Annotated in this window: 20 protein-coding genes; 5 read left to right on the top strand and 15 right to left on the bottom strand. The window is 54.4% G+C overall.

Going from position 1 to position 26765, the window contains the following annotated elements:
- The first annotated feature begins 6 nt into the window (after positions 1–6).
- Genes pstA through phoB form a run of 4 tightly spaced genes read left to right on the top strand, consistent with a single transcriptional unit; the run spans position 7 to position 3568 of the window.
- Positions 7–1326: a phosphate ABC transporter permease PstA gene (pstA, locus tag KORM41_RS04315; RefSeq protein WP_068145072.1), complete on the top strand. Its 1320-nt coding sequence runs from the start codon at positions 7–9 to the stop codon at positions 1324–1326.
- Between the two features lie 31 nt (positions 1327–1357).
- A complete protein-coding gene (pstB, locus tag KORM41_RS04310) occupies positions 1358–2128 on the top strand; it encodes a phosphate ABC transporter ATP-binding protein PstB (protein WP_068145174.1) in 771 nt (256 codons plus the stop codon).
- A gap of 11 nt (positions 2129–2139) precedes the next feature.
- Complete coding sequence (gene phoU, locus KORM41_RS04305; RefSeq protein WP_068145068.1) at positions 2140–2850, top strand: phosphate signaling complex protein PhoU; 711 nt, start codon at positions 2140–2142, stop codon at positions 2848–2850.
- Positions 2851–2878: 28 nt separating this feature from the next.
- Positions 2879–3568, top strand: a complete 690-nt coding sequence (phoB, locus tag KORM41_RS04300) for a phosphate regulon transcriptional regulator PhoB (protein ID WP_068145065.1) — start codon at positions 2879–2881, stop codon at positions 3566–3568.
- Positions 3569–3580: 12 nt separating this feature from the next.
- Here phoB and KORM41_RS04295 read toward each other — a convergent pair whose 3' ends face one another.
- The 15 genes from KORM41_RS04295 to KORM41_RS04220 all read right to left on the bottom strand — a co-directional run bounded on the left by KORM41_RS04295 (position 3581) and on the right by KORM41_RS04220 (position 24120).
- On the bottom strand, positions 3581–5473 hold the full coding sequence (locus KORM41_RS04295; protein ID WP_068145062.1) for an XrtA/PEP-CTERM system amidotransferase: 1893 nt from the start codon (positions 5471–5473) through the stop codon (positions 3581–3583).
- Positions 5452–6990, bottom strand: coding sequence for an exosortase A (gene xrtA / locus KORM41_RS04290; RefSeq protein WP_068145059.1), 1539 nt, complete (start codon positions 6988–6990; stop codon positions 5452–5454). Before xrtA ends, KORM41_RS04295 begins: the two co-directional genes overlap by 22 nt.
- Entirely contained in the window at positions 6990–8207 is a 1218-nt protein-coding gene (locus KORM41_RS22155) for a TIGR03087 family PEP-CTERM/XrtA system glycosyltransferase (protein WP_068145056.1), read from the bottom strand. Before KORM41_RS22155 ends, xrtA begins: the two co-directional genes overlap by 1 nt.
- Positions 8208–8212: 5 nt before the next feature.
- Positions 8213–9259, bottom strand: a complete 1047-nt coding sequence (locus KORM41_RS04280; RefSeq protein ID WP_068145055.1) for a FemAB family XrtA/PEP-CTERM system-associated protein — start codon at positions 9257–9259, stop codon at positions 8213–8215.
- Positions 9256–10179, bottom strand: coding sequence for an XrtA system polysaccharide deacetylase (locus KORM41_RS04275; protein ID WP_082719743.1), 924 nt, complete (start codon positions 10177–10179; stop codon positions 9256–9258). Before KORM41_RS04275 ends, KORM41_RS04280 begins: the two co-directional genes overlap by 4 nt.
- Positions 10169–11257, bottom strand: coding sequence for an XrtA/PEP-CTERM system-associated ATPase (locus tag KORM41_RS04270; RefSeq protein WP_068145052.1), 1089 nt, complete (start codon positions 11255–11257; stop codon positions 10169–10171). The genes KORM41_RS04275 and KORM41_RS04270 overlap by 11 nt, the downstream gene beginning before the upstream one ends.
- A 6-nt stretch (positions 11258–11263) precedes the next feature.
- On the bottom strand, positions 11264–12745 hold the full coding sequence (locus tag KORM41_RS04265) for a TIGR03016 family PEP-CTERM system-associated outer membrane protein (RefSeq protein WP_068145050.1): 1482 nt from the start codon (positions 12743–12745) through the stop codon (positions 11264–11266).
- Between the two features lie 12 nt (positions 12746–12757).
- On the bottom strand, positions 12758–13945 hold the full coding sequence (locus KORM41_RS04260) for an XrtA-associated tyrosine autokinase (RefSeq protein ID WP_068145046.1): 1188 nt from the start codon (positions 13943–13945) through the stop codon (positions 12758–12760).
- 16 nt (positions 13946–13961) lie between these two features.
- Positions 13962–15593 carry an XrtA system polysaccharide chain length determinant gene (locus KORM41_RS04255; RefSeq protein ID WP_082719742.1) on the bottom strand — a complete coding sequence of 544 codons (1632 nt, stop codon included), beginning with the start codon at positions 15591–15593 and terminating at the stop codon, positions 13962–13964.
- A 48-nt stretch (positions 15594–15641) separates the two neighbouring features.
- Complete coding sequence (locus KORM41_RS04250) at positions 15642–16271, bottom strand: XrtA/PEP-CTERM system exopolysaccharide export protein (protein WP_068145168.1); 630 nt, start codon at positions 16269–16271, stop codon at positions 15642–15644.
- Positions 16272–16571: 300 nt separating this feature from the next.
- The gene (galE, locus tag KORM41_RS04245) at positions 16572–17549 is read right to left on the bottom strand and encodes a UDP-glucose 4-epimerase GalE (protein ID WP_231727136.1); all 978 of its coding nucleotides are present in this window, start codon (positions 17547–17549) and stop codon (positions 16572–16574) included.
- A gap of 19 nt (positions 17550–17568) precedes the next feature.
- Positions 17569–18699: a glycosyltransferase gene (locus KORM41_RS04240; RefSeq protein ID WP_269448950.1), complete on the bottom strand. Its 1131-nt coding sequence runs from the start codon at positions 18697–18699 to the stop codon at positions 17569–17571.
- An 81-nt stretch (positions 18700–18780) separates the two neighbouring features.
- Positions 18781–21537 (bottom strand): XrtA/PEP-CTERM system TPR-repeat protein PrsT, encoded by a 2757-nt coding sequence (gene prsT, locus KORM41_RS04230; protein ID WP_231727134.1) that lies wholly within the window; start codon positions 21535–21537, stop codon positions 18781–18783.
- A 77-nt stretch (positions 21538–21614) separates the two neighbouring features.
- Positions 21615–23012, bottom strand: a complete 1398-nt coding sequence (locus tag KORM41_RS04225; RefSeq protein ID WP_068145024.1) for a TIGR03013 family XrtA/PEP-CTERM system glycosyltransferase — start codon at positions 23010–23012, stop codon at positions 21615–21617.
- Positions 23013–23169: 157 nt separating this feature from the next.
- Entirely contained in the window at positions 23170–24120 is a 951-nt protein-coding gene (locus tag KORM41_RS04220; RefSeq protein ID WP_068145021.1) for a nicotinate-nucleotide--dimethylbenzimidazole phosphoribosyltransferase, read from the bottom strand.
- A gap of 159 nt (positions 24121–24279) precedes the next feature.
- Between KORM41_RS04220 and KORM41_RS21990 the strand changes: the two genes are divergently transcribed.
- Complete coding sequence (locus tag KORM41_RS21990; RefSeq protein WP_068145019.1) at positions 24280–26727, top strand: hypothetical protein; 2448 nt, start codon at positions 24280–24282, stop codon at positions 26725–26727.
- The last annotated feature ends 38 nt before the right edge of the window (positions 26728–26765 follow it).

Raw genomic sequence — 26765 nt, 5'->3', positions numbered from 1 at the left:
TGTCACATGTCGGATAACGCAAAAGAAATCAAACCTACCGACTGGCATTCACCAGAAATGAATGCCCGGATCAAGCGGCGCTACCGCAAGGAAAAATGGTTCCGCGGCCTCGGCTTCACGGCCGTGATCCTTGCCGCCATGTTCCTGGTGACCCTGATCGGCAAGATTGCCGGCGATGGCCTCTATGGATTTGTGCAAACCAGTATCGACCTGGACATCCCGTTTGAAGAGAGTGTCCTTGGAAACCCGCGCGAGCTTTCAAAAGCCGAATTTGAAGAGAATGTCCGCCGTGCGAATATGCTGCGCATCATCGATGCATCCCTGCGGGATCACTTCCCCGACGTAAAAAGCCGCCGCGACCGCCGCGATCTTCTGCGGATGGTCAGCACAGGTGCACGTGGCCAGATCAGGGACATGGTTCTTGCTGACCCAAGCCTTGTAGGCACCACCCAGCGAGTTTCCCTTCTGGCGTCCGACGACATCGATCAGCTTCGCAAGGGACGGATTGATGCGTCTGAACCCGAAGCCAATCGCAAGGTGAAGGATAAAGAACTGGCCTGGTACCAGAAGCTGGAAGAGGAAGGTCGTGTTTCACTGAACTTCCATACAGTATTCCTCACAAGCGGCGATTCCCGTGACCCGGAGTTGGCCGGCATCTGGGGCGCCACGGTAGGCTCAGCCCTGACCCTTCTTGTTACCCTTTTGATCGCCTTTCCGATCGGAGTGCTGGCGGCCATTTATCTTGAGGAATTTGCGCCAAAGAACCGCCTGACAGACCTGATCGAGGTGAACATCAACAACCTTGCTGCGGTCCCGTCCATCGTGTTCGGTCTTTTGGGCCTTGCTGTATTCCTGGGTGTTATGCACCTGCCACGGTCTGCACCTCTGGTTGGTGGCCTGACGCTGGCCCTGATGACACTACCAACGATCATTATCGCATCGCGCGCGTCGATCAAGGCTGTGCCGCCGTCGATCCGGGATGCCGCTCGCGGCCTTGGCGCTTCGCCGATGCAGGTGGTGTTCCACCATGTGGTGCCGCTGGCGATGCCAGGTATCCTGACTGGCACCATTATTGGCATGGCTCAGGCACTCGGTGAAACTGCACCTCTGCTGATGATCGGGATGGTCGCCTTTATCGTTGACATCCCTGGCAGCGTGACTGACGCGGCCACGGCGCTTCCTGTACAGATTTTCCTCTGGGCAGACAGCCCCGAGCGCGCCTTCGTCGAAAAAACCTCCGCAGCCATCTTGGTGCTGCTAACATTCCTCATTGCAATGAACGGCCTAGCCATCTGGCTGCGCCAGAAATTTGAGCGGCACTGGTAAGATGTATAAAATGGCCTCAGAGTTGGAAACCATGACTGAAACACGCAAAGCAAAAATGATGGCGAAAGACGTGCACGTATTTTACGACACGAACCACGCTGTCAAAGGAATTTCGCTGGACCTCCACCAGGATGAAGTCACAGCGCTGATCGGGCCTTCCGGTTGCGGCAAGTCCACCTTCCTCCGCTGCCTGAACCGTATGAATGATACGGTCGCCAGTTGCCGCGTTGAGGGTGAAATAACGCTTGACGGTGAAAACATATACGCGCCCAGCATTGATGTTGTTCAGCTTCGCGCTCGGGTGGGTATGGTTTTCCAGAAACCGAACCCGTTCCCCAAGTCTATCTATGACAACGTAGCCTACGGCCCGCGTATTCATGGTCTGGCACAATCTCGCACAGACTTGGATGAGATCGTTTCTACAGCGCTTGAGAAAGCCGGTCTTTGGAACGAAGTCAAAGACAGGCTGGAAAGCCCAGGCACGGCCCTTTCCGGTGGTCAGCAACAGCGCTTATGTATCGCCCGTGCGATTGCAGTAAACCCTGAAGTAATCCTGATGGATGAGCCTTGTTCGGCACTGGACCCGATCGCCACGGCCAAAGTTGAAGCCCTAATCGATGAACTTAAGGGCCGTTATGCTATCGCAATCGTAACCCATAGCATGCAGCAAGCCGCCCGAGTTTCCCAGAAGACAGCCTTCTTTCATATGGGCGACCTGGTTGAAATCGGGGACACGACAGAAATCTTTACGTCGCCGAAGCAAGAACGGACGCGCGACTATATCACTGGCCGCTTTGGCTAAGGAGTATTGAGATGACGGAACATACTGTCAAAGCCTATGACGAAGAACTGAAAGACCTGCGTGCGATCGTCAGTCGCATGGGCGGGTTGGCGGAAGACCAACTGGTTGGCGCCATGGAAGGTCTGAATGAGTTCGATGTTACTAAAGCGCGTCATATCCTCGATTCTGACAAGCAGCTGGACCGCTTGGAAATTGAAGCGGAAAAAGCCGCGATTGTTGTTTTCGCACGTCGTGCACCAGTAGCTGACGATCTCCGCGAAGTGGTATCCAGCCTGAAAATGACTGGTCTGATCGAGCGCATGGGTGACTATGCCAAAAACATCAGCAAGCGGACCCTTGCGATTTCCGAAATGGGCCCTGTTGCCCTGCCGCCTGTATTGGACCAGATGGCTCGGGATGCCCGTAAGATGATCCAGGATGTTATGGATGCCTATGTGCACCGAGATCCCGACCTGGCGATGGAAGTATGGGAGCGGGACGAGGCACTCGATAACCTGCACAATTCCGCTTATCGCTATATTCTCGCTCGTATGATGGAAACGCCTGAGAAGGTCGGGGTGCTGACCCATTTCCTGATGATCGCCAAAAACCTTGAAAGGATCGGTGATCAGGCAACGAATGTCGCAGAACAGGTTTTCTATACCATCAAGGGCATCATGCTTGAAGAAGCGCGCCGCCCAAAGCATGACCTGACCAGCACTGAGCTGGTGACAGACGAATAGTAAACAGGACAATCCGGAGGGCACTCCTGTGAAGACAAGAATTCTACTGATTGAAGACGACGAAAACATCACTGAACTGGTGCGCTACAATCTCGAGCGCGCCGATTATAAAGTTGATGCAGTTGCTGATGGTGAAGATGGTCTTTACCGCGCTAGTGAAGAAGCACCGGACCTGATCCTACTGGACTGGATGCTGCCGAACCTTTCCGGCCTGGAAATCTGCCGGCAGCTTCGCCGTAATGCCGAAACGCAGAACATCCCAATTATCATGCTGACGGCACGGGCAGATGAACCTGACCGTATCCGTGGTCTTGAGACCGGCGCTGATGATTATATCTGCAAGCCTTTTTCGCCAAAGGAATTGATTGCCCGTATCCAGGCTGTGCTGCGACGCCTTCGCCCTGCCCTGGCAGGCCACGAGTTGGCGTTCGAGGATATCAAGCTCGACAGCGTGTCTCACCGCGTAACGCGTGGCGGCAAGCCGATCCAGCTTGGCCCAACCGAATATCGCCTATTGCGCCACTTTATGGAAAATCCGCGCCGCGTATTCAGTCGCGAACAGCTGCTCGATAGCGTCTGGGGTCATGATGTGTATGTTGAGCCACGCACGGTTGATGTTCATATCCGCCGCCTGCGCAAGGCCATCAATGTGGACGATGCCCCGGATTATATCCGCACTGTCCGCTCAGCGGGATATTCCCTCGACAACTATAACTGACGCGCTTCAGTTTCAGGCCGGGCTGGCATCCAGCTTGGCCAAAGTGCGATCCAGCATCAGGATACACCACAATGAAGCGTGATGGTCTCTCTTCGATGCCAGATGCTCACCCACCATTGCCCTGAGCCCGGAACGCGATATCAGGCCGGTATCCAGAAGCACCTCGCTTTCACAAAGTCCCTCCAGCATTGGCGCCAGCTCTTCACGCATCCACTGACCGGCTGGGATATTGAACCCCTTTTTGGGGCGATCGATAATCTCGTTCGGGATGAAGCCGCGGGCGGCCCTTTTGAAGGCCGCCTTTCCTTCACCGTCGACAATCCTGCTTTCCGGCCCAAGTCGCATGCCCCATTCAAAGAACTTGTGATCCAGAAGCGGCACGCGCACTTCAAGAGAATGCGCCATGCTTGCCCTGTCTACCTTGGTCAGGATATCGCCCGGCAAATAGGTGTTGATATCGATATATTGCACAACCGAGAGCGGATGCGCGCCCTTGATCTGATCCGCCAGTTCCTCAAAGCGTTCCTGGGGATGATACCCGTTCAATTGCTTCTTCATCCGATCAGACTGCAACCTTGACCGGTCCCTGTCCGGTGTTTTGGCAACGGACTGGAAGTATGCCTGTGCTGAATTACGCGCCAGTCCTTCCAAGGTGGATTTGGCGCGCATAAACTGCGGTGCCCAGTCCATCTTTGGGTAAACCCTGGAGAGAGGGCCAAATATGGCACTTCTGATCATTTGAGGAATTGCGCTGCGAAACTGTTCCTCCAGCATGTGGAAACGGTACCGCCTGTAACCGCCAAAAAGCTCATCTCCGCCGTCCCCTGATAGCGCCACCTTCACGGTTTCCCGCGCCAGGGCGCAGACCCGGTAGGTCGGTAGGGCAGACATATCGGCAAACGGCTCATCATAAACATCAGCCATGACATCGATCAGGCTCGCGTCATGGGCTGATATCAATCGCATACGGTGGTGGGCGCCAAAATGGTCCGCCACCATCTGGGCATATCCGCTTTCGTCGAATTCCGGGACATCCGACCCTACTGAGCAAGTCTCAACCGGCTTGTCATTATTCCGGCTCATCAGGCCAACAACGACGCTTGAATCGATACCGCCAGACAGGAAAGCGCCCAAAGGTACATCTGCGATCATCCGCAGCTTCACGGCCTCTTCCAGGCGTTCCAGCAGCTCTTCGGACTCTTCATGAACGACCGGTGGGGTAACCATATCCAGCTGCCAGTAGCGATAAAGCTCAAACTTCCCAGTATTTTTGGACAGCCTCAGGCAGTGCGCGGGAGGAAGCTTTTCCACACCAACCAGAATCGATTTGGGGTCCGGCACATAGCCAAGCGCCAGATAATCCTCTAGGGCATCCAGACGCAGTCGGCGGTTCAGCCCCGGATACTGCAACAACGCCTTCAGTTCAGAGGCAAACAGGAAGGTACCATCTGGCAGGCTAGCGTAATAAAGCGGCTTGATGCCAAGGCGGTCGCGCGCCAGGAACAGTTCACCCTTGCGGTTGTCCCAAATGGCGAAGGCAAACATGCCTCGAAGCCGGTGAACACAGTCAGCGCCCCACTCCAGATAGGCAACCAACAAGACTTCCGTATCGCATTCTGTCTTAAAGCTGTGGCCCAAGCCCTCCAGTTCCCTTCGCAGGAACTGGAAGTTATAGATTTCACCATTGTAGGTCAGGACCACGCCCTCATCTGCGCTGAGCATGGGCTGACGGCCGCCCGCAGCATCGATGATCGAAAGCCTGCAATGGCCAAAAGCAACCTGATTGCCCCAAAAATAGCCATTGTCATCGGGGCCCCTGTGAAGGATGCTCTCCGTCATTCGGCGAACCCCTGCCTGGTCGATGCGGGTCTGAGCCGTCGTGATTATTCCGGTGATGCCACACATAAAGTCTTTTCCCGACCAGTCGGATCAACGCTGAACAGGAAGCGTTCGGGCGTCAAAGTGCTGAAAAACTTGGATAGGATAGCCCTCGCATGCTCTGGTGTCGATGGGAATTCTGTCGCGGCTACAAGCATTTGCCCTATCACAGGCCTCCCCTGCAACCGCTGTAAAGCAAGAGCTAATTTCGCCTTGAGGGCCGAGCCATAAAAACGGCCACCAACATAATAAGTGCGCCAGACAAGACGTTTTCGACCATCGCCATACAGAGCCGTTTCCTCAAAAACAGCACGACCAATTGCCTGGCTGCTAAGGCCCTGTCCGTAAAAGAGGCTCCAGCCCTTTTCGAAGGTTACAGCCACCGGCGATGCCAGCCGGTGCCCAGCCCTGTCAGGCAAAAAAAACGCCGAGACACCAAATACCGTGTCAGCCTCCAGCCGGTACAGCCAAGGCGATGAGACATCAGCTTTCGGTATGTCAATCCAATTCGGCTGATGACCCACAGCCAATTGTCGGACGCCGCAGTCTTCGCAGCTAACAACCTGCATATCCGGCAAGCAGGAAAGTTTAGCCTGTCCTCCGGCAGGCAGCCAAAGTCCGGACGACAGTACTGCGAGCAGGCTCAGTACAACGGCAATCAGCCCGAACAGTTCTGACTGTTCGCTCTCACCCCGCGCCTCGATCCGCGTGTCCGCTCTTTCAATCTCATCATTCAAATCGGAAAACCGGTAAGCTGCCGCGATCAGAATAATCAGTACCGCGCTCAGGAACCCCCAGCCATAGACGATATGATCAACATCCTTGGCAAAAGAACTGTCCGTAGCCTCGGCGATCAGCAAGGTGCCATAAACCCTCACAGCATTGGCAATAATGGGCACGATAATGGACGCCACCAGCATCAGGACACGCCGTCGCCAACTTTTGAATGCCAACCGACACAATAAAATGCCAGTGATAAGGCTTGAAAACAGAAACTTCACGCCTGCGCAGGCCGCTGCAACCTCAAAGATACCGGACGACAGCTGGATCAATACGCCATCAGCCTGATGCCCTATCCCTGTAAGCTTTAAGGCCCAGATAACAATCTTTGCCGTAAATACCTGCAGCGGCGCCACCAGTGCACTGCCAAATGGAACTATGGCAAACAAAAACAGCATTGGGAAAAGGATGCCCCGGTAGAGTTGCGGCCCCAATGTTGCAAGCACAAGAAACTGAATAGCTCCGACGAAAGCTAAATGCTGCACTATCTTTGCTTCCGCGGCTCCGCCCAGCAGCCAAAGGCTAGCAACAAACATCAGCCCTACGGCACCCGGCCACCAGAAGCTTACGGGCACTTTGTCCAGTCTGCTTCGTTCCCGCCAGATCAGCCACAGACTGACAAGAGGCACCCAGATGCCGTGACTGAAAATATCAACCGTCCAGACCAATGTAGCCAGATGGCGAAGGGTGTCAAACCAGGCAACAACCAGAAGGAGCAGTCCTGCCCCAAGAACAGCAAGGTTTTTGCGTACCTCTGCCGCCATCAGCCAACGTCCTTCTGGCAAACCTCGGCAATAAGCACGTCGAGCTCGGCAAGTGTCCTGGACCAGCCATAATGAGTTTCCATATGGACGCGGGCAAAAGCTCCAAGTCTGGCTGCATCGTCTGGATTGCACAAAAGACTGATGATTGCACTGCCTAACCCATCTGCTCCATCCGCCACCAGCAGATGCTTGCCCTCTTCCGCTTCGATACCTTCCTTGGCCGCAGGGGTTGCTACAACGGCTTTCCCCATGGCCATGCCCTCCAGCACCTTGTTTTGCACGCCGCGCGCAGTCAGAAGCGGCGCGACGACAATGCCTGTCCCGGCGATGGTTTCGGCCATGTCATCCACAAAACCAAGCACCGACACGTTCGAGTTTTCGGCCAAAGCCTGAACCCTTGGATGGACCGGCGCGCCTGCAATCAGGAACCGGGCCTCCGGCACCGACCTGCACACAGATGGCCAGACATTGGTGACAAACCACTCCACTGCTTCAACATTGGGCTGATAGTCCATCGCGCCTGTGAAGATGACAGTTTGCGGTGCCACTGCAGTATCCTGGAAGCGCTTTGGATCGAAAGCCTTCAGGTCCACCCCGTTGTTGATATGACAGACCCGCGCCCTGCTTGTGGTCGGAAGTTTGCTGCGGAACAAAGCGGCCTCGGCCTCACTTACAAAAGTGGTCGCTGACGCAGCCTCCGCGACTGACGCTTCGAAGCGGAACAACAAGCGGGCTTCCCTGGCGTAAACCCAGGACATTGGGAAGCTATGCTGCGCGGCATAAGCGGCCCACTTGTCACTGTCCACGTCCACAAGGTCGGCAATCACCGGCACCCTTTCTGGCTTATCGGCAATCAGCGGTGCGACCGCGCCTGAAAACAGGAAAACAAGGTCGATCTCGTCCCTGGCAAACAGGTCGTCCACATAGGCCTTCAACTTACGCTTCGGATAGGCCGCAAGTGTCATGGGCCGCGCGGTTAACAGCCCAAGGGCCGCGCCCGCAAACTGCGATAATCGGCTGACATAGTGGTAGCAAAGACTTTTGACCTTAGTGTGAAGAAAGTCTATGTGCACCAGGTCCCTGGGCTGATCCACATAAAAGGCCAGATGCACCTCATGCTTTTCAAGCAAATGCTCAAGAAAATGCCATGACCTGATCTTGTCGCCTTTATTAGGCGGATAAGGAATACGGTGCGCGAGGAAAAGTATTCGTGCCATATGCGCTACCCCAGATGCCTTGCCACCGGCGGACCAATCAAGTTTGCCAAACCGAGGGGCAGACGCTTCCAGGCAGCAATCAGAAGGCTGAACTTGCGGTTTTGCGGCGACATATTGGGGATGCTTGCACCAGGAGCCAGACGGTATTCATATTCAAGCGGTGTGGGCTCAAAACCCCAGTTTTTCTTGAAATTATATGGCCCCGTTCCCACTTTGCTACGACCAAAATCGAACTTTGCATGACCGTCCGCGACGGCTTTCTTCATCAGGTCAAAATACATGAAATCATGTGCTGCCAGGCCGCGTGCATGCGCACTGCTTCCGGCGTAAAAAGGCAATATGGTATCTTTGGTGCGGAAGCTCATCAGGCTTGCTACGCCTAAACCATCTCCATCACGGATGATCTGAATCAGCACATCGTCACCAAACACCGCCTTGAATGCCTGAAATAGTGCCTTCGGAAATACAGGCGTGCCGAGGCCATGAACTGAATAGGCATAGAGATCATAAAACTCAGAAACAACTGAACTCCAATCACTTACAAGGCCATGCTTAAGTGATTTCCGGACAACGGCCCGTTGTTTGCGCGGAATCTGCAGGAGCATTTCCTGCTCGTCGCCGGGCACGATGTCCTTGATAAAGGTTGCGGCTTTTCCGCTTGCCGTCTGCCAGTCGGGCTCACCTTGGTGGCGCGCACGCAGTGTACGATATTCAAGCGTATCGCATCCGGCGTCACGCGCGAGCTTCCAGGCCGCCTCGTCCAGCGCCTGATATGCTTCGTCATTGACCGCCAGCGGGCCACCATAAACACCAAACATGGTCGATGTTGCCAGTTTGCCGAACAATAGACTAAGCCTAAGCGTAAGTGGCAATACGCCGACAATCGCCCCGTCCTGCTCTGCGATAAGGAATGGGCTTTCGTGCCCTGCCCCGTCTTCAATGACCTGTTTCCAGCCAGCGCGGTGACAAAAGGTTCCATCAGGGTGCGCTTCAACGAATTCGTCCCATGGCGCAACCGCTGCAGTATCAAGTTGTCTAACGCGGACTGTCATTGGCTGCCAGCCTTGCCCTCTTCCGTGAAGGCAACACCAAAAATTTCATCCATGCGCCCCCACGGACGGCTGTCACAGAAGCGCCCCACCTTTCTGGCCATGCGGCTTTGGTTCGTATAGTGCCTGAACCGTGACAAGAGCGGCGCATCTGCAACATAGGGCTGATCAGGGTCCATTTCCCAGGGATGCATATAAAAGACACCTGGCAGGCCGGTTTGGCCGGCACTGCCGCTGAAAAGCCCTTTGCCTAGGAAATACGGTAGCAGGCGGAAATAGCCGCCCCCTGACGCAGGCCATGCCCGGCCAAGATGATAGACGCTCATCGGCACTTCCAGAATTCGGCCCTTGCCAACAGGCCAGAACGGCCGCCGCGGCGCCTCCGGCATACCATAATGATCATGATGGACTGGATAGAGGCTCGAGCTATAGCGAAAGCCAAGTTCTTCCAGGCATTCATAGGCCCACCATACATCCGGCGTCAGCGAAAAGCTGGGGGCTCGATATCCAGTCACTGGCGCGCCTGTCGCATCTTCAAGCTGGGCCTTGGCCCCAGCTACGTCCTCAAGAAACTGGTCACGCGTCATGGTAAAAAGGCGCTTGTGGTCTCGGCCGTGGCACGCCACTTCGTGTCCAGCTTCGTGGATGGCGGTAATAAGCAAAGGATGGCGTTCCACCACCCACCCCAGACAAAAGAAGGTTCCCTTTACGCCGTGGGCATCAAGAAGTTTTAAGACATTGTGGGTTTGGTGTTCCACGCGACTTTCAAGGCCATGCCATTCGTCACGGTGCAGCGTATTCTCAAACGCACCAACCTGGAACCATTCTTCAACATCAACGGTAAAAGCAGACCGGTCACCAAATTTGATGCCGGTCGCCACTGGCTCAATCGACGTAAGGACAGATGTAGCCTTACTTGTCATCCTTTTCACCGCCACCAGCCAACTGAGCCATGAGGCTGGTCAGTTGCTTCAGGGTTTCGTCCTGCGACTTCATCATATTCTCGAGCTGGTTGATACGGTCCTGCATCTCTTCCTTCTCTTTGTCCTTTTCTGCGGACTTTCCGGAAGAAGACTCTTTGGCACCACTGCCCCCCGATCTCTCAAGCGGGACTGAAGGATCATTCTGCAGATTGACGGGCGCAGTAGCGGGCCGATGAATAGCTGAAGATGTCGGCGTAACCTGCCTTGTATCGCTGGCCATATCAGCAATTACAGCGTCTACCGTTTCAGCATCTACGGTGTGAATTTCTTCAAGCGCACCATAAAGCAGGATCCGCGAACAAAGGGTGTTCAGGCGCCGGGGCACACCAGCACTGTGTTGATAAATGGCCTCAACTGCATCAGCCGTGAAGCAAGGGTCATTGTCCCAACCGACCAGGCGAAGCCGGTGCTCGATATAGCCTGCGAGCTCTTCCTCTTCCATCGGCTCAAGATGGTGGGTCGCGATCACACGCTGTCGGAGCTGCTCCAGTTCAGGGGCAGAGAAGATACGTTCGCGAAATTCCGGCTGACCAACCAGAAAGCTCTGGAGCAGAGCCTTGTCACCTTCCTGGAAGTTTGAAAGCATACGCATCTCTTCCAGTGCTGCGTTGGACAGATTCTGCGCCTCGTCAACCACTAGAAGCGCACGGCGCCCCATCTGGAACTGTTCCCGCAGATACTTTTCTAGCCTTGCCAGCAGTTGGCCTTTGTCTTCCGCCTGAGCATCCAGGCCGAACGCTGCCACAACGCTACGCAAAAGGTCCTCGGCGCTCAGTTGGGTGCTTACGATCATTGCCGCGATAAACTCGTTACGGTCCAACGTCTCAAAGAGGTGCCGCACAAGTGTAGTTTTACCGGTACCAATGTCACCGGTCACGATAATGAAGCCTTCCCCCTGGTTCAAACCATAGGTGAGGTAAGCCATCGCCTTCTTATGAGTGCGCGAACTGAAATAAAAGCGAGGATCCGGCGTCAGCTGAAACGGACGCCCCTGCAAATTGTAAAAACTTTCGTACATACCGCCTTAAAACGTCCCTCTTAGATACAGGGTCAACGCATTTTCCATTAAGTCCGAGCCCTGCTCATTCGACTGCCTCTGGCTATGACTCGCATTCACCGAGAAGGTAAAATACTTAGATACGCGCTTTGACCAATCCAAGCTGCCCACAAAATAATTATCTACCCGAACTCCGTCCTCAAATCTACTGCGACGATAACTTATTGTTCCGGATAAATCAGTGTTTTTATTCACCTGCCTTTTAAAGCCAGTGGAAACACCCCAAGATGAGGCTGTACCTGAATTATCATCAAAGGTCCGCCACTCCATGTTACCGTTCAGATATAGCTGAGATCGCTTGTGCCGCCATGTCAGGACAGCGCTGGCGTTCCGGCGACGAAAATCCACATCTGACAAGGAAAAACTCGGGTCCGTTTCATCCACCGGCAGCCCTTGTGTGTCGATAATGCCACGCGACGGATCAAACTGCAGCGACTGCAACGTATCGTTGAGGACAATTGCATTGGAGGTGATGGTATCCGTGTAACTGGCAACCAAATCCAGGCGCACCGAGAAGAAATGCTGCAGGCGACCATACCACTTAGTCCGATTGCCTTCTTTCCCCAGCTTCATGGTAAGGTCAAGTTTGCTTCCCGGTGTTAGCCGAAAGCCTGTCTCCCAGGACATGCCATCAACCGCCAGCGCCTGTGTTTGCAAGCCGTTCTGGGCATAGCCGAGAGAGCCAATAAGCGAAAAATGCCGATTAAACTTCAACTGAAGTTCTGCGCCTGCACTTTCTGTTCGGAAATCATTGACATCCAGGCTGCGCTGACTTCGCTGGCTGCTGGCATAAAGCCGCCACTCCAAGTTATTGAACCGCTGTCCCGAACCAATGGACGCACGCACTTCGTGGGTCTGTGTGTCCGAGAAGTTTGTAGTGATAGTTTCATCCGCCAAGTTGTCTGCAGGGCTGAGGGTCAGTCCATACCGGTAACTTATGCGCCAGTCGGCATAGTTCCGAACTGTACCTTTCAGGATTGCACTGCCTGTATAGCTCTGCACCAGTCGCCGATTGGTGCTTTTATTGGCGATGCTTTTGGAAAGGCTGCCACCCCGGTCCAGAAACACCTGCCGCAAGCTGGCGCGACTGTTGACTGTAAGATGATCTTCCCAAACATCCATATCAAAAGTGCCGAAAAGATTGTGTCGGCTTTCCGACGATCCGTCCGACAAAAAGCGGAGATAGTCGTAGGAATAGTCGAGTGCACCGCGAAGTTTTCGTCCCTCTATGCGGGTATTAAGGCCGGGCGCAAAGTTCAGCACCGTGTCAGCCTGCCTGTTTCCTTCACTCAGCAGAGAATTATCGGAAAAAGCCAGTTTGGCCTCTACCCTAGGGTCGAACCAGATATGCTGGGCGTGTAGGGCACCTAACTCGGCACCCAGGCATAAAGCCAAGGCACCAAGTAAGAAGAGCCGGAATATTCGGATATTGCCGGAGAAAGCCCCCACCTAGCATTTCCCCTATCGGCCGCCGTACCCGTAGTAAGACGCAAATTTCTTGTTGCTACCACTGTAACGGGTCTTGTTCAGAAGCAGGTTGATATGCTCGCAGGCACTGATCATGCTCAGGCTTTCCTTGATCTGAGGCTCAGTGGTCTTTTCCGCCTCAATCACAAAGATTGTCTGCCCCATGTATAGCGCCAGAACCGAAGCTGCCGAGCTCGCAAGTACGGGCGGAGAATCAAAAACCACCAGTCGGTCTGGATACCGAGACCCGATCTCGCTTACAATCTTTTCCATCCGCTCACTGGCGAGCAACTCTGTTGTCAGGTTGTGCTGTCGACCTGCGGGCAACAACACAAGGTTCGGGATATTAGTGCGGATCAGGCAGTCGCCAATTTCAATCTCTTCATCCGCCACGACATCCATCAACCCCCGACCACCACTGACGCCAAGGCGGTTCAGCACCTCAGGCTTTGAAAAGTCAGCATCAATCAGGAGAACAGTCGTATCTTGTTCCGTAGCCACGGAAAGCGCCAGGTTAATGGCGCAGAATGATTTACCTTCGCCAGGATTGGAACTGGTAACAAGCACCACGTTACCGTTATCGACCCGCCGCTCTTTGCCAAACGCGTTCAGTAGGATGGAGCGCTTAATGATACGGAACTCTTCGGACATCAGGTTGGGCGGCATGTCGGGCGTGATATAGCCAGCTTCCCGAAGCGCCATAAGGTCAATTTGCTGTTCCTTACGCTTTCCGCTTCCGGCTTTGCTGGCCTTGCCTACCTTTTCAGGTTTTAGCGGCGCCTTCATTTCGTCTAGCTCAGGCTTTGGGCTAGGCTCTGGCGGCTGCACCGGCAACGGCTTGTCGACAATCTTGTCTGCCAGTCTATCAGCAGTGCTGCGACGCGCCTCTGGCGACCCGATACCGCCTATCGCTGCTTTCTTTTGTGTGTCGCCGTCAGCCGCATCGGTCCGCGGCGCCCCAGGCTGTCCGATACCCCTGAACTGCTTCGGTTGTTCCTGCTGGGAAATAGGGTTTAAGGATGACGGATCAGGCTTCTTTTCCGAAGGAGCCTGGCTACCGACCCCAATGCCTCGCGCTTTGGACTGACCAGAACTGCCAAGCTCAGCCGCGCGCTCGACCAGAGAGCCACCACTCTCCTTCTTCTTCTTTTCTTTCTGCGCTGCCCGTTCGATCAGGTCCATTACACGATACTCACCCTTAACCTACCGTCGGCGCGCCGAAAATATCGAACGCAAGCAGGGATACGAAAATGATCAACAGCAGAAGGACACCTCCGGCAAAAGACAAGAGGTCGATGCTGCGGCGGCGGTTCTCCTCCTCCGACATGGATTTGGTGACATTACCCAAAATAGGCAAGTCAAAATGCGACCTGAGTTGATCCACAGTGATTACTACGGGACGGAGCTGAGACAGCACCAGCGCAACGCCAATCCCAGCAATGAGAGAGCCCACGAAAACACCGGCAAAATAAATCAGGCGAGGCGGACCGCTTGGGCTTTGTGGCGTGATCGGCTCTTCAACCACCCGAAGCGAGAGAGCCTCATCTGTGGCCTCCACATCTGCCCGAAGGTCAAGGTCCTGCTTCTGCTGCACGAATTCGTTATATTGTCCACGGATCGAAACATAGTCCCGCTTGAGCTTGCTCTCCTGTGCCTCGATCTCCGGCACTCGCTTGGCCTTTTCCTCCATTTCAGCAACGGTCTTGCGCTGATCGCTCTCACGTTGCTTCAGTGTTTGCAGCTCTGTCCGCGTCTGAATGATCTGAAGCATCAACTGCTCGTACAGACGGTTTGGCGTTTCTGTCGTCAGGTTGGAATTGCGCCCTGCTTCTGCTGACCCCTCGAGCTCAGCAGCCAACGCGTCCTGCTTGTCCTGAAGTTCTTTCTTCAGGGCATCGATCTGCCGGGTGACATTCACCACATCGGGGTGGCGGTCTTTAAGGCCAAGCACTCTGAGCTGATCCAGTTTCTTCTCAAGATCCGCGATGCGCTCCTCCAGCGGATCAGCATCTCCCCCCCGGGAGCCGGTGCGGCTTGATCGGGCTTCTCGAATGGTGGCTGGCACATTCTTGATCTGCTGTTCGAGTGTATCGTGAGTGACCTGGGCCTCTGCTATCAGGCTGCTGGTCTTGCGTAGTTCCACCTTGGCCGTGTCCAAACGCTGGATGAAACTGCCAGCAGACCCAAGGTATTCGATGTTGTCTTGCTGGAATTTTGCCACTGCCGTCTCAGCATCCGAGAGTTTCTGAGCATATTCCTGGATCTTCTGATCAATAAACTCGATAGCACTGTCTGATTTCTGCCGACCGTCCTCGGTATTGCGCTCCAGGAAAAACGCCAGCAAGCTCGCTACGACGCGCTTTGCGACTTCCGCACGCTGACGGTCGCTCAACCTGTCATCATCAATCGAGTACTGAATCCTGAACATCCCCTCATCAAGCGGAAAAATTCGGATGTCTCGCGTCAATTGAGCGACTAGGGCATCCAGGTCCTTGTCGGTCCGCGCCAGTTGGTCAAGATAGTCTGACCGTCGGATGATCTTCTCGAGGTTAGACCGCGTCACAACGGTACGGCGGACGATATCCACCTTGCGCATCAGGTCAACATTGATGCCCATTTCGCGCGCAATTGTTGGCAGGATTGTTTCTGTATCTACAAATATCTGGGCTGTTGCCTCATACTTGTATGGCATTGTCGCAACCAAAGCCCACCCCAGAAGGCTAACCAACCAGGTTGTTCCAAGCATATACCAACGCTTTCGCCAAATACCATAGGAAATGGCTTTAATCTGTTGATATATATCATGTAAACTGGACTGCTGAACAGCCATTATCTTTACTCCGATACCAACATTTTATACCCTGCAGCTAGCAGTATACTACAGAATGCTCTCTGGGATAATCAGTACATCACCCGGCAGTATCTTAACATTTGCCTCGATTTCACCGTCCTTGAGCAAAGATTCGATCTTCACCCCGTATTCTTTTTGTTCGCCATTCTCAAAACGAACCAGCGTTGCGCGGTCTCCGGCGGCGAATTCCGTCAGGCCGCCGACCTGAATCATCACATCCAGAAGCGTCATATTCGCACGATAAGGAATAGCCTGCGGGCTTGCTGCCTCGCCCACAACGCGCACCTGCTGTGAAAATGGGCCAAAGAAGTTCTGCACCACAACAGTCACGATTGGCTGGGTGATGTATACGCCAAGCTGTTCTTCAATGTCCCGTGCCAGCTGACTTGGCGTCTTGCCTGTGGCTGGCAGGTCTTCAACCAGCGGCATGGTAAGACGGCCGTCCGGGCGCACGGTTACAATCACAGAAAGTTCCGGACTTCGCCAGACATGGACACTAAGCCCATCTCCTGGCCCAATTAGATAATTGGGGCCTGGTCCTTCATTAGGCGGCACGAAAGGCGCCGGAGGCAACCTGTCTGGCCAGTTGAAGAAATAACACCCACTCAACAGACTGGCGCCAGCAATCAGCACAAAAAGCCTGCCCCATAATTTCAATGCCGCTGTCACGAGCCCTTTTTTCCTAACGTCATATATTATTGGCGCAACTACTACGTCTAAGCGCAATATGCCAAGCAGATTCCAAATAAATCAAGCGCTTTATTAATGACTTAGGTTGTATAAAACCAGCCATTTTCGCCATTTCATTGGTCACTTTGCTTTGCTTTCGGATCAACACTGAACTTTTTACCCTCTTCATCGCCCGAGAACTCAGCATAGTCGTCATTTTTAACCATCCAGTAAATTAACCAGGCAGCCAAGAAGCAGAAAATTATAAAATACAATGTTTCCAATACCTTAACTCCTTTTCTTGGTCGCCTGCTCTACCTGCCAGTCAAATGCAGTCTGCAATATCTCTCTCAAATTATCATGCTTTGGCCGCCAGTCCAGCAATGCCGGCAAGCGTGTTGTGTCGGCAATTACAGACGGCGCCTCACCCGCACGTGCTTCACCGTACCCAAATGGCACATCCCGTTTGGTCACCTCTATCAATGCATTGATAACCTCAAGAACACTGTAGCCCGTGCCATAGCCAAGATTCAGCCGCTGGCTTGTGCCACCCAGCTGCAGATACTCCAGAAGGCTAACATGTGCGTCGGCCACATCAGCTACATGGATATAGTCCCTTACGCCTGTTCCGTCCGGCGTTGGCAGGTCCTGGCCAAAGATAGTCAGCGGCGGTGCTATCCCTAAAAGAGCATCAATAGAACGACCGATAAGATGGACTGGCTGCTCCAGATACTGGCCATGACGCATGGCAGGATCAGCCCCGGCCACGTTGAAATATCGGAAAATGCCATACTTCAGCGCACCTGTCGCTGCCACATCCTCCAAAAGCCGTTCCGTGAAAAGTTTGGACCAGCCATAGGGATTCAAGGGAATCGTCTCATCATCCTCAGAAACCGGCCGGTTCGGCGCCGTACCATATACGGCTGCGGTGGATGAAAAAATGAAATCAGCTACACCGCCTGCCACACAAGCCTCAACTAACGCCCGGCTCCCCTCTGTATTATTTTCATAATATTTCAATGGGTTAGAAACGGATTCATCTACTTTGATGGACCCCGCGAAATGCAGGACACTGCGTATGCTATGTGACGCAATGATATCTTTCACCAGTGCCTGGTCATGGACACGGCCTTCATAAAAATGGGTCTGATCATGAAATTCGTGGCGCATGCCGGTAGACAGGTCATCAAGCACACACACATCATAGCCGCAGTCAAGAAGTGACAGGACAGTTTGGCCGCCAATATACCCTGCACCACCGGTCACAAGTATGCTCCCCCTGCCCTTAGCCAACAGCCTGCCCTTTCTTGAATTCTTCTACTGCCTTCTCAAAAATAGCCTGCTGCGCCAAAGACACTTCTCGCCAACCGAATTGCTGGGCGTATGCGCGCACAGACCGGCGCCCCGCGTGATTATAAATGACATCCTTGATCGCAGTTGCATAGGCTTCTGGTGTCTGGCTATAAACCAGTCGCCCAGCCTCTGGTACAGTAACTAGGTCAAGCGCACCCGCAACGGCGTTTGAAACCACAGGTGTACCACATGCCATGGCTTCAAGAAGTACATTCGCCCAACCTTCGCGTTCCGAAGGTAACATCAGGACGTCCGCCCGCCCCAAAAGTCCGGGCATCGCCTCCGGAGGCTGTTGGCCAAGGAATGTCACCCTGGATGAAATACCGAGTGATTGCGCCAGCACCTTAAGTGACGGGAGTTCTGGGCCCTCCCCCACCATCGTTACGCGGGCACCGGGTATTTGGCCTGCTGCTTTCAAAACAAGGTCTGGCCGTTTGCGTGGAATTAGCCAACCAGCGAACACGAGATGGAAGTCGTCAATACCATGAGGCTTTGCAGACACGTCAGGTAGAATATGAAAGCGGTCAGCATCCACACCATTCCTGAGCGTCGTTATCGGCGTCCGGACACCCATTTCCGCAAGCTCCTGACGCAAACTGTTACTGACAGTAATGATATGGCTACTGCTCTCAGCGGCCTGAAGGATCTTCCCCCTGAATACCGGCAATCTGCCAATTTCTGTCACATCGCTGCCCCTTGCGGTCATCACAACAGGTTTGTCGAACGCGCGACCGAGCATCGCAGCGGCAACACCATCAGGATACAGATAATGGGCGTCAATCAGGTCAGGGTCAAAGCCACTCTGCTGCAAAGCCCGCAACTTCCTGGCCGCAGCGCGGGCCAGAAACCAGGGATTTAATCGCATGCCCACCTTCGGCACCACAAGAAACCGCGGATGATGAACAATTATGCCATGTCGCACTTCTCGCGCTGGCACCTTGGCGTATTCGCCGTACCGGCCAAAGACGGAATGCCCAAAAGGAAACCATGGTACGGGGGCCATGACCTGCGCCTCTATGTCCGTATCAGCCAACAAATGTCGCAAACGGTTTTCTACAAACACCCCAAAACTTGGCTGCTCGCAGTTTGGAAATAGGCTTGAAAAAGTTAATATTTTCAATTTATTGAAGCCAAAAAATAATGTTTAACGTAAATTACTAAGCTGACGGCGAGCATCCGCAGCTTGGCTAAACTCCGGGTTCAACTGCAGGGCTGCTTCAAATGCCTGCACCGCGTCTTCTCGACGCCCGCGCGCAAGATATGCCATTCCTAAATGGTAGCGATAAAGCGCTTCGGATGGCGCGCGCCTGGTTGCCTGCTCAAGTGCCGGAATAGACGCCGAAGTATCCCGGTTCGCCTGCAGCAAAATCCAACCATAAGCATCCAGGATAAAGGGGTCCTCAGGGCGGATCAGATAGGCCCGTTCAATTAGAGGCACGCTTTTGCGGTTGCCATCTTCCATATAGGCCATCGCCAAAACAGCAGCGACATAAGCGTCTGCCACACCATTCCGCAGAATAGTTTCATATTGCTTGATTGCAGCTCCGGTCCGGCCTTGGTCGGCATAAAGCTTGCCAAGCTTGAGCCGTGCATCTCGGCTGACCGGCTTGTCCTCGACAAAGTCTTCCAGCGTCGCAATGGCGGCTGTTACGTCACCGAGTTGTTCCTGCGCCTGTGCAAGACCGACAAAAAGATCACTGCTGGATGCAGTAGTCATGGCCGCCCGATAGGCTGCAACAGCCTCTTCCGGACGGCCCGCCCTAAGCAGGAAGTCCCCTACCACGCCAGCAGACACATCTACCGGGCGTTTGCCGGGTATCAGGCCGCTCCGCCTGACAATAGCCTCATCAAATCGTTCGGCCAACGCGTCCGCCGCGAAGAGGTACCAATCAAGCACGTCAGCGTCTGGTCGATCCTTTTCGGCCTGCATCGCACGCCGGAAGGCCGTTTTGGAACCGGTATATAGCTTCATTGCCAGCATTGCCCGGCCCTGGAGCAGATGCGCTTCGCCACTGTCCGGATGATAGGCCACATAGCGTGACAGGGGCCGCACAGCCAATCGAGCTTCACCAAGCCCCAGCAGAAGCTCTCCCATCCGACGTAGCAGGTCTGGCCTGTCGGCCGCCATTACGGCAGTATCTTTTGCCTGCGAAATCGCTTCCGCCGTCTTTCCCGCACCGCCCAGCGCTTCGGAATAATCAGCCCAAACATCGGCGGAATTCGGTATAGCCCTTACCGCTGCACTAAAATAGTCTGTTGCCTCATCCGCCTTTCCCAGCCTTAGCAAGGCCCTGCCTAACATAGCCTTGGCGCGTGCGTCATTGGGCGTGATTTCAAGAAGTCGCTTCAGATCGTCTTCTGCATTCGCATATTGGCCCATCTGAATTTGCGACAGAGCCTTGTTCCTGAGAGCTGTATAATACTCCGGGTTTCTGGAAAAAGCAGCTTCGAAGGAACGGGCTGCCGCAGCATACTGCCCACGCTTGAACTCAAGTGAACCCCTAAGGTTGTAGCCAAGCCCCCGGTCCGGCGCATATGCCAACATCCTCGCAACTGTCTGCTCCGCTCCATCCAGATCGTTCTCCCGGATTTGCATGCCCGCAAGAATGGCCAGGCTCCGTAAATTGGCTTGTTGGTTCTGGACGGCCCGCGCCAAGGTTGACAATGCGTCTTCCGTTTGGCCAGCAACAAACCGTGCAAGCGCCAGCTTGGCAATCAGGTCAATGTCATTCAAACCCGCCTGTCCGCCGGTTTGTGCAGCCAGCGCTTCATACAGGATCTTCCCGTTTTCAATATCGCCCAAACGCATGGTCGCTGCAGCTGCAATCGCCAGAATGTTTGGGTCGTGCGGGCGAGCTTCAAGCGCTGGGCGGAGTATGTTCAGCGCTGCCTGAGGGCGTTCATGCTTGAGAAAGGCTGATGCCAATGTCATCCGCGCTGGCAAGTTTGCTGGCCGGGCTCGGACCACCTTCGCAAGCAACTCTTCGGCTTGAGGGAAGTTACCCAGTTCGTAGGCAACCAGCCCACGGATATAGATCGCCGGCAGATAGTTTTCCGTGACAACACGGGCAGAATTCAGAAGCGTGTTTGCCTCTTCATACCGTCCCTGACGGGCCAGAATGGTACCTGACAGATACATAGCCATCGGGTGTTTGGGAGCGGCCGCATAAATCGCATCCAGATAGGCCTGAGCATCTTCTATGCGTCCCTGGTCGATCCGGATCGCAGCAAGCTCGATGTTCGCCAGAATGTTGCCAGGAAAAAGCTTCTGCGATTCCAGAAAAAACCTCTCAGCAGCCTCGGCGTCACCCTGATAGCGGGCAATCAGGCCTTCTGTATAGCGCACCATTGTATTGCCCGGCGCAAGAGTTGCAGCCCTGTTGGCGTAATCGGCGGCCAAATCCAGCCTGCCATTTTGAAGGCCGAGGCGCGCAAGTCCAAGGTAGGCTTGGAAATTGCTGTCATCCGCTGCCCGCCCGAGTTCATAATTCTTGTGCGCCTCGTCGTATTTTCTCAAGGCGAAATTCGCATCACCGAGAACGATATAGGCCTCAGCGCGCTGATCGGCGGGAATATTGACACCACGCAGGGCGCCAATCGCATCAGCAAACTTCCCCTGTAGCAATTTGGTCTTGGAAAAAGGAACAGCGGTCTGGGCATAATCGGCGCCAAGACGGCGCGCCCTTTCGATGGCTGCCTCCGCGGCGATTCCGGCTCCGCTCTGAATATAGGCCCGAGAAAGCAGCATGTAGAGGTCGCTGTCTGCCTTGCCTTCCTGCTGCAGGCTTTCTAGGCGTTGGATAGCCGCCTCATAGTCGCCAGCCGCCATCAGCTGGCGTACGTCTTCTTTGCCTGCCTGGGCTAAAGCGCCCCCGGTACCCACCAAAGCAATCAGAGCCACTGCCGCAACACCTGTCTGTAGCGCCCTTTTGGTTGCCCGGATCTGGGTTGGAAATGCACTGCCTGACTGCATACTTCTTACCTTACCCCAATCGGAAAAAGAATAACCCTTATGGTCTGGATGATAATCAACAAGTCGAGAAACAAAGAATAGTTTTTAATATAATACAGGTCATATTCCAGCTTGCGACGTGCATCCTCAACGGATGCCCCATATGGATATCGGATTTGCGCCCAACCGGTCATGCCTGGCTTCACACAGTGCCTTTCCCGAAAAAACGGTATCTGCTTGTCTAGCTGCTCAACAAAAAACGGCCGTTCCGGGCGTGGACCAACAAAGCTCATATCGCCTTTGAATACGTTCCAGAGCTGCGGCATTTCATCGAGCCTTGAGCGCCTTAGGAAATTACCGATTGGCGTTATACGGGGGTCTTTTTCCTCCGCCCATTGCGGGCCGCCAGCCTGCTCTGCATCAACACGCATACTACGAAGCTTAACAAGCCGAAATCTCTTACCATTCAGCCCTACCCGCTCCTGCAGATAAAACACAGGTCCCCGACTGGTGATTTTGATGGCGATTGCAGCCGCCAGCAAAAGCGGGCTGACCAACAAGCCAAATACCAAGCTCACGGTGAGGTCCAGCATTCGCTTTGCAGCGCCTTCTAGTCCGGTTGCGCCACGAAATCCTTCGGAGAATATGATCCATTCGGCACTGACCGAACCGACATCTACATATCCCCGGATCTGTTCATAGCAGGCCAATCTGTCTTTCACTTCTACACCCGACAATTTACTGGCTATAAGCGCTTCAAGGGGCAAAGCCGTCTGCACGTTATCACGGGTTACGATGATCATTTCGATATGATTATCATGGACAAACTGATCAAGCCTGGAAATATCTTCCAACTCCACGGCATCCTTGACTTGTACGCGCTCACCCGGCAACGCAACCGTCTTGACAATATTGATCCCGGATTCCCGAGCCTTTTCTGTATACTGAAGCAGGTTTTCTGCTGTTTCGCCAGCTCCCAACAATAGAACTCTTTTTCCCAGGAAATGCGGGCTTCCAAACTTCATGAAAATGCCACGCGAGGTCATCAAGGCGATGCTGGACGTCATAATCGCCAAAACCATGATGGATCGCCAGAGTGGCAGAACCGGCACAAGAAAGAGCACGGCTGCAACGATCATGGCGGCCAGCAGCAACCCCACTGCCAGCCGAACCCAGAAGATACGAAAATCGGATAGTGACTCTGTCTGATAAGCCCCAACACCAAGCAGGACCGGTAAGCTGACAACAGGCAGCAAGGCCTTGGCAACCCATCCGGCCAAACTGAAATCTACGTCAGGCGGCAGGTCAAGAAACTGGTAACGCAACCATTCAGCCCCAATCGAAGCAGCAAAAATCAGCAGAAAATCAATGGCCGCCAATCCAAGTTTGATTGGCGATACATAATGCCGAAAGATACGAACCATCCCGATTACGCCCTACCACTTTACGACTCCCCACCTACCGAGAAGCCTAGGCATTACACCCAAAAATGCAAGTTATTGTTCTTATTCAACAACTTCCCACTGTTGGCGCATTCCTGCTTTCCGGCCATGTTGGGGCAGTCTGTTTAATGCTGAGGGTCTATTGGGTCCGGTCTCGCAAACCCAGCATAGCACACGCTGCCCCCAGAACAGAGACGCCGATAGCAATGCCGCAGCCCGGCCCACCACCGATTTCCAGACCCACGATTGGCGTCTTGCCAATCAGGTGCCAAGCCAAGGCCTGCATGGGATTATCACTTGCTGCTGGCAGCACATGGCCTGTCGCACCATCAACCAGCGCGTCAAGCACGACAGTAGCTGCTATCGCGGCCCACCCATCAGTCAGGACTGGCAGTCGGCGGCTGCGCGCCGCAACAAGCGCGCCTACGGCTGCAGCTATTTCCCGCCCACCAAGCCGACGCATAACCTCAAGCGGATCACCCTCAGCACCTTGGACTCGCGCCAGCAGCACCTTCACATTGTTGGCAAAATCTTTGTCTACTGCCGCCAAAAGAGTATCGTCACTCTGCAGCCCTTTTACAGCCAAAATAATTGCGACCGCACGCTCTGCATTGCCCGGTGCCATGTCCGTTAGCCCGAGGATGTTTCCGCCTGCTGCCGTTGCTTCCATACCAAAGGCCACAGCAGCCATACAGTCCTGCTCCGACCAGTCTCCATCACTTGGATGGGGCATCTCTGGCGCAAGCTGGATAGCGCGTAGACCGATCCCTTTTTCAACGCACAAAAGGTTCACAGCTGCAGCCCCCTTGGACGTCGCTTCAATATAGTCAGTCACGCTTGATGTATCCTGCCCTTCATAACTGGAGGCCAGGACGCAGATATGGCTTTCTGCTATGCTGGGGTTGGATGAACCTTGCCAGCTTGCCGCCCAGGCAGCCAGCTCGGCCAGACCGCTAGTGCTGTCTACCGGCTTGCCGGCTAAGGCTTCTCGAACCTTTTTTGCAGCACAATCGTCCGCATCAGGCAATTGGGCAAGAATGGCCCGAAGATCATCAAAGGGGCGGCCTGTTAACATGTTTTTACGATCCATACTTTAGTCTGGGAACAAAAGGCTTGCTATAATGGGCCAGTGATTAGCCCGCAAACCACGAATAAAGCAAGGGAAACCAACAAAAATGCGTTTGTTAAACGTCATTTTGATGTATTAAGTTAAATTTGAGACAAGTTTTTCGTTGTTGAGGAAACAGAGATGCTGAAAAGCAACAAATCGCTCATTATCTCTACCCTGCTGACCGGCACTGCAGTCGCTACAGGTACGCTGATCTATGGTGCTTGGCAGCAGGAGGACGAGCTCAGCATTCTTGACGACACGCTGCCACCGGTTATTGGTGACCGCCTGCTGCCCCCTCCAGCGACATATGTCATGACCACGCCGCCTCCGGTTGAAATACCCGGGATCAGGCGCTTGAGAGTGGTGCGTCCAGCCCTGAGAAGCGCTGTTTCCGGCACGCAAGATACAGCACCTTTGCAGGATACAGATGAAGAAGCGGCAGATTTCTACCTAACTGGCACCAGAAGTGCTGACCTGATCCGCTCACCGGTTGAAGCCCGGATCGAGACCTTCCCCACGGTCACCCTGGATGAAGCCGTTGAAGGGGCGCTTGCTGTAGACGAATGGGGCTTCCAGGTCGTGCAATCTTATCTAAACCAGGCGATGGGCGATTCTGACGCACTTAAAGCCAGGATGGATGCCCTGCTTTCAAAAATCGAAGAAGCTGCCGGTGACTATGATCTGGCAACCATCTCCGATGCTGCAAACCTGATTATCGAAGCCGGTGCACGGACGCACTGGACAGCCTTTATGGCGCCTTTCGTGCTGGACGATAACTTCAAGCTGACAGAAGGGGCGATGGGCTGGGACCTTGGCCCATCCGGCGGTACGCCGTATGAAAAATTTGTCCGCGTCAGTTCCGAGAGCAAGATGCTGGTCGGCGACCACATGAGCGATGAAGCAGCCGACAGCGGCCCGTCCATCCTTTCAAATGGTGTCCGCAACGTGGAACAATTTGTTGCGAACAATGTTCCAAACGGCCGCTACCGTGTTGTCATTTTGACCGCCCCTCGCCCTAACGGCCAGTCGCCGCTGTATCCATTCGGCGTGGACGTCAAGCGTAATGGCGGCAAAGTCAATATGGTCGACACTCGGGCGACAGATGATCTCGTTCCCGTAATGAAGCTGGGCACTAACGGCCCGGATCGCCTGTCTGCAGGGTCTGGCCATGACAATAATGCCACCACCAGTGACAGCACTGATTTTAACGCTGAAAGCTATAGTCTGCAGGCTAGCGCGTCGGGGCCTCTTTTCTTGTCAACCCTTGATGCTGCAGGCAAAGACCTGCATCTGGGCAGCGGCCCAATTGGCGCGGCAGCAATCAGCGGGCTTTCAGGCCTCTCGCTTGATGCAACACAACCATTCATGCAGTTTGAAGGCTCTGGCGGCTCTGGACCTGCCACCGGCCACATGCTTGTCACCCGTGTAGAGGTGGTTGACGGCACGCTGCGGATCAACTTTCGACAACTGGGCGGCCAGGACACCTATATCACCGCTGTAATCATCTATCCTGAGCCCTCGGATGAAATTGAAGAAGAGCTGGCTGAAGAAGTCGCTGACTTTATTGAGCGAATTGCACCAGCGGCCGGCCAGAATATCACGGTCGAAAGTGTGCTTGAAATCGACACACCTATCATTGATCCAGGCGCTGCCTTTGCCGATGCTTCTGCAGGCTTGCCAACCCAGGAGGCGGTAGCGGCAACCCCTCAACCGTCTACGTCCAATACGGGAAGCACCCCTGAGCCCGCGGCTGAACCTGACCCAGCGCCAGAGCCGACGCCGTCCGAAGACCCGAACGATACACCGGAAGCGCCTGTTCCAGAACCTAACGACGGAACACCGGACCTTGGTTCGCCCACAACGCCTGAGCCTACTCCAGAGCCGACCCCGGAGCCGACACCGGAGCCCACTCCGGAACCAACGCCTGAGCCAACGCCAGAACCAACGCCGGAACCAACACCGGAGCCGACACCGGAGCCGACACCGGAGCCAACGCCAGAACCAACACCTGAGCCGACACCGGAGCCGACACCGGAGCCAACGCCAGAACCAACACCTGAGCCGACCCCGGAGCCAACGCCAGAACCAACACCTGAGCCGACCCCGGAGCCAACGCCCGCCCCTGAACCCCAGCTTGCTGCAGAAGCCGGCACCTATGATGCGGTACTGCTAGGGGAAGACTTCCAGCTGGATGGCTGTGCCTCCAGCTTCGAAGCAGAAGCACTTTGCAACCTGACCGACACATCTGAGTTTGAGCTTGTCTGGTTGTTGGATGGCCAGGAATTGGGTACTGGTGCGAACCTGCTTGTGCAGAGTGGCGAGGGCACGCTTTTTGATGCCACTGGCAATTATCTGGTCACCCTGCGTGTTCGCTATGATGGCAGCCTTCTGGGGAACGGCGAATTCGTCAACCTGATCTCAGGTGGTCGGCTGTTCCTGCCTGGCGACTTTATCCTCACCAGTTTGGACACTGCGGTTATTCGCGTCGTGTCTGTGCCAGAACCAGCAGGCTTCCTGCTGCTGGCTCCCGGGCTGGTTTATCTAGCGCGCCGCGAACGCAAAAAGCGCAAGAAACAAAAGGCATAGGAAGAACGGACCATTGGACCTGCCTTTCGTAGAAAAAA

It is taken from the genome of Kordiimonas lipolytica (genome assembly GCF_001550065.1).
Note: the sequence above shows the minus strand (reverse complement) of the source record. Positions and strands in the feature narration are given on the sequence as shown.

What these genes read in the sequence shown, in the direction of transcription:
- pstA (WP_068145072.1), top strand. Translation starts at nt 7, where the DNA reads ATGTCGGATAACGCAAAAGAAATCAAACCTACCGACTGGCATTCACCA.
- pstB (WP_068145174.1), top strand. Translation starts at nt 1,358, where the DNA reads ATGACTGAAACACGCAAAGCAAAAATGATGGCGAAAGACGTGCACGTA.
- phoU (WP_068145068.1), top strand. Translation starts at nt 2,140, where the DNA reads ATGACGGAACATACTGTCAAAGCCTATGACGAAGAACTGAAAGACCTG.
- KORM41_RS04295 (WP_068145062.1), bottom strand. Translation starts at nt 5,473, where the DNA reads ATGTGTGGCATCACCGGAATAATCACGACGGCTCAGACCCGCATCGAC.
- xrtA (WP_068145059.1), bottom strand. Translation starts at nt 6,990, where the DNA reads ATGGCGGCAGAGGTACGCAAAAACCTTGCTGTTCTTGGGGCAGGACTG.
- KORM41_RS22155 (WP_068145056.1), bottom strand. Translation starts at nt 8,207, where the DNA reads ATGGCACGAATACTTTTCCTCGCGCACCGTATTCCTTATCCGCCTAAT.
- KORM41_RS04280 (WP_068145055.1), bottom strand. Translation starts at nt 9,259, where the DNA reads ATGACAGTCCGCGTTAGACAACTTGATACTGCAGCGGTTGCGCCATGG.
- KORM41_RS04275 (WP_082719743.1), bottom strand. Translation starts at nt 10,179, where the DNA reads ATGACAAGTAAGGCTACATCTGTCCTTACGTCGATTGAGCCAGTGGCG.
- KORM41_RS04270 (WP_068145052.1), bottom strand. Translation starts at nt 11,257, where the DNA reads ATGTACGAAAGTTTTTACAATTTGCAGGGGCGTCCGTTTCAGCTGACG.
- KORM41_RS04260 (WP_068145046.1), bottom strand. Translation starts at nt 13,945, where the DNA reads ATGGACCTGATCGAACGGGCAGCGCAGAAAGAAAAGAAGAAGAAGGAG.
- KORM41_RS04255 (WP_082719742.1), bottom strand. Translation starts at nt 15,593, where the DNA reads ATGGCTGTTCAGCAGTCCAGTTTACATGATATATATCAACAGATTAAA.
- KORM41_RS04225 (WP_068145024.1), bottom strand. Translation starts at nt 23,012, where the DNA reads ATGGTTCGTATCTTTCGGCATTATGTATCGCCAATCAAACTTGGATTG.
- KORM41_RS04220 (WP_068145021.1), bottom strand. Translation starts at nt 24,120, where the DNA reads ATGGATCGTAAAAACATGTTAACAGGCCGCCCCTTTGATGATCTTCGG.
- KORM41_RS21990 (WP_068145019.1), top strand. Translation starts at nt 24,280, where the DNA reads ATGCTGAAAAGCAACAAATCGCTCATTATCTCTACCCTGCTGACCGGC.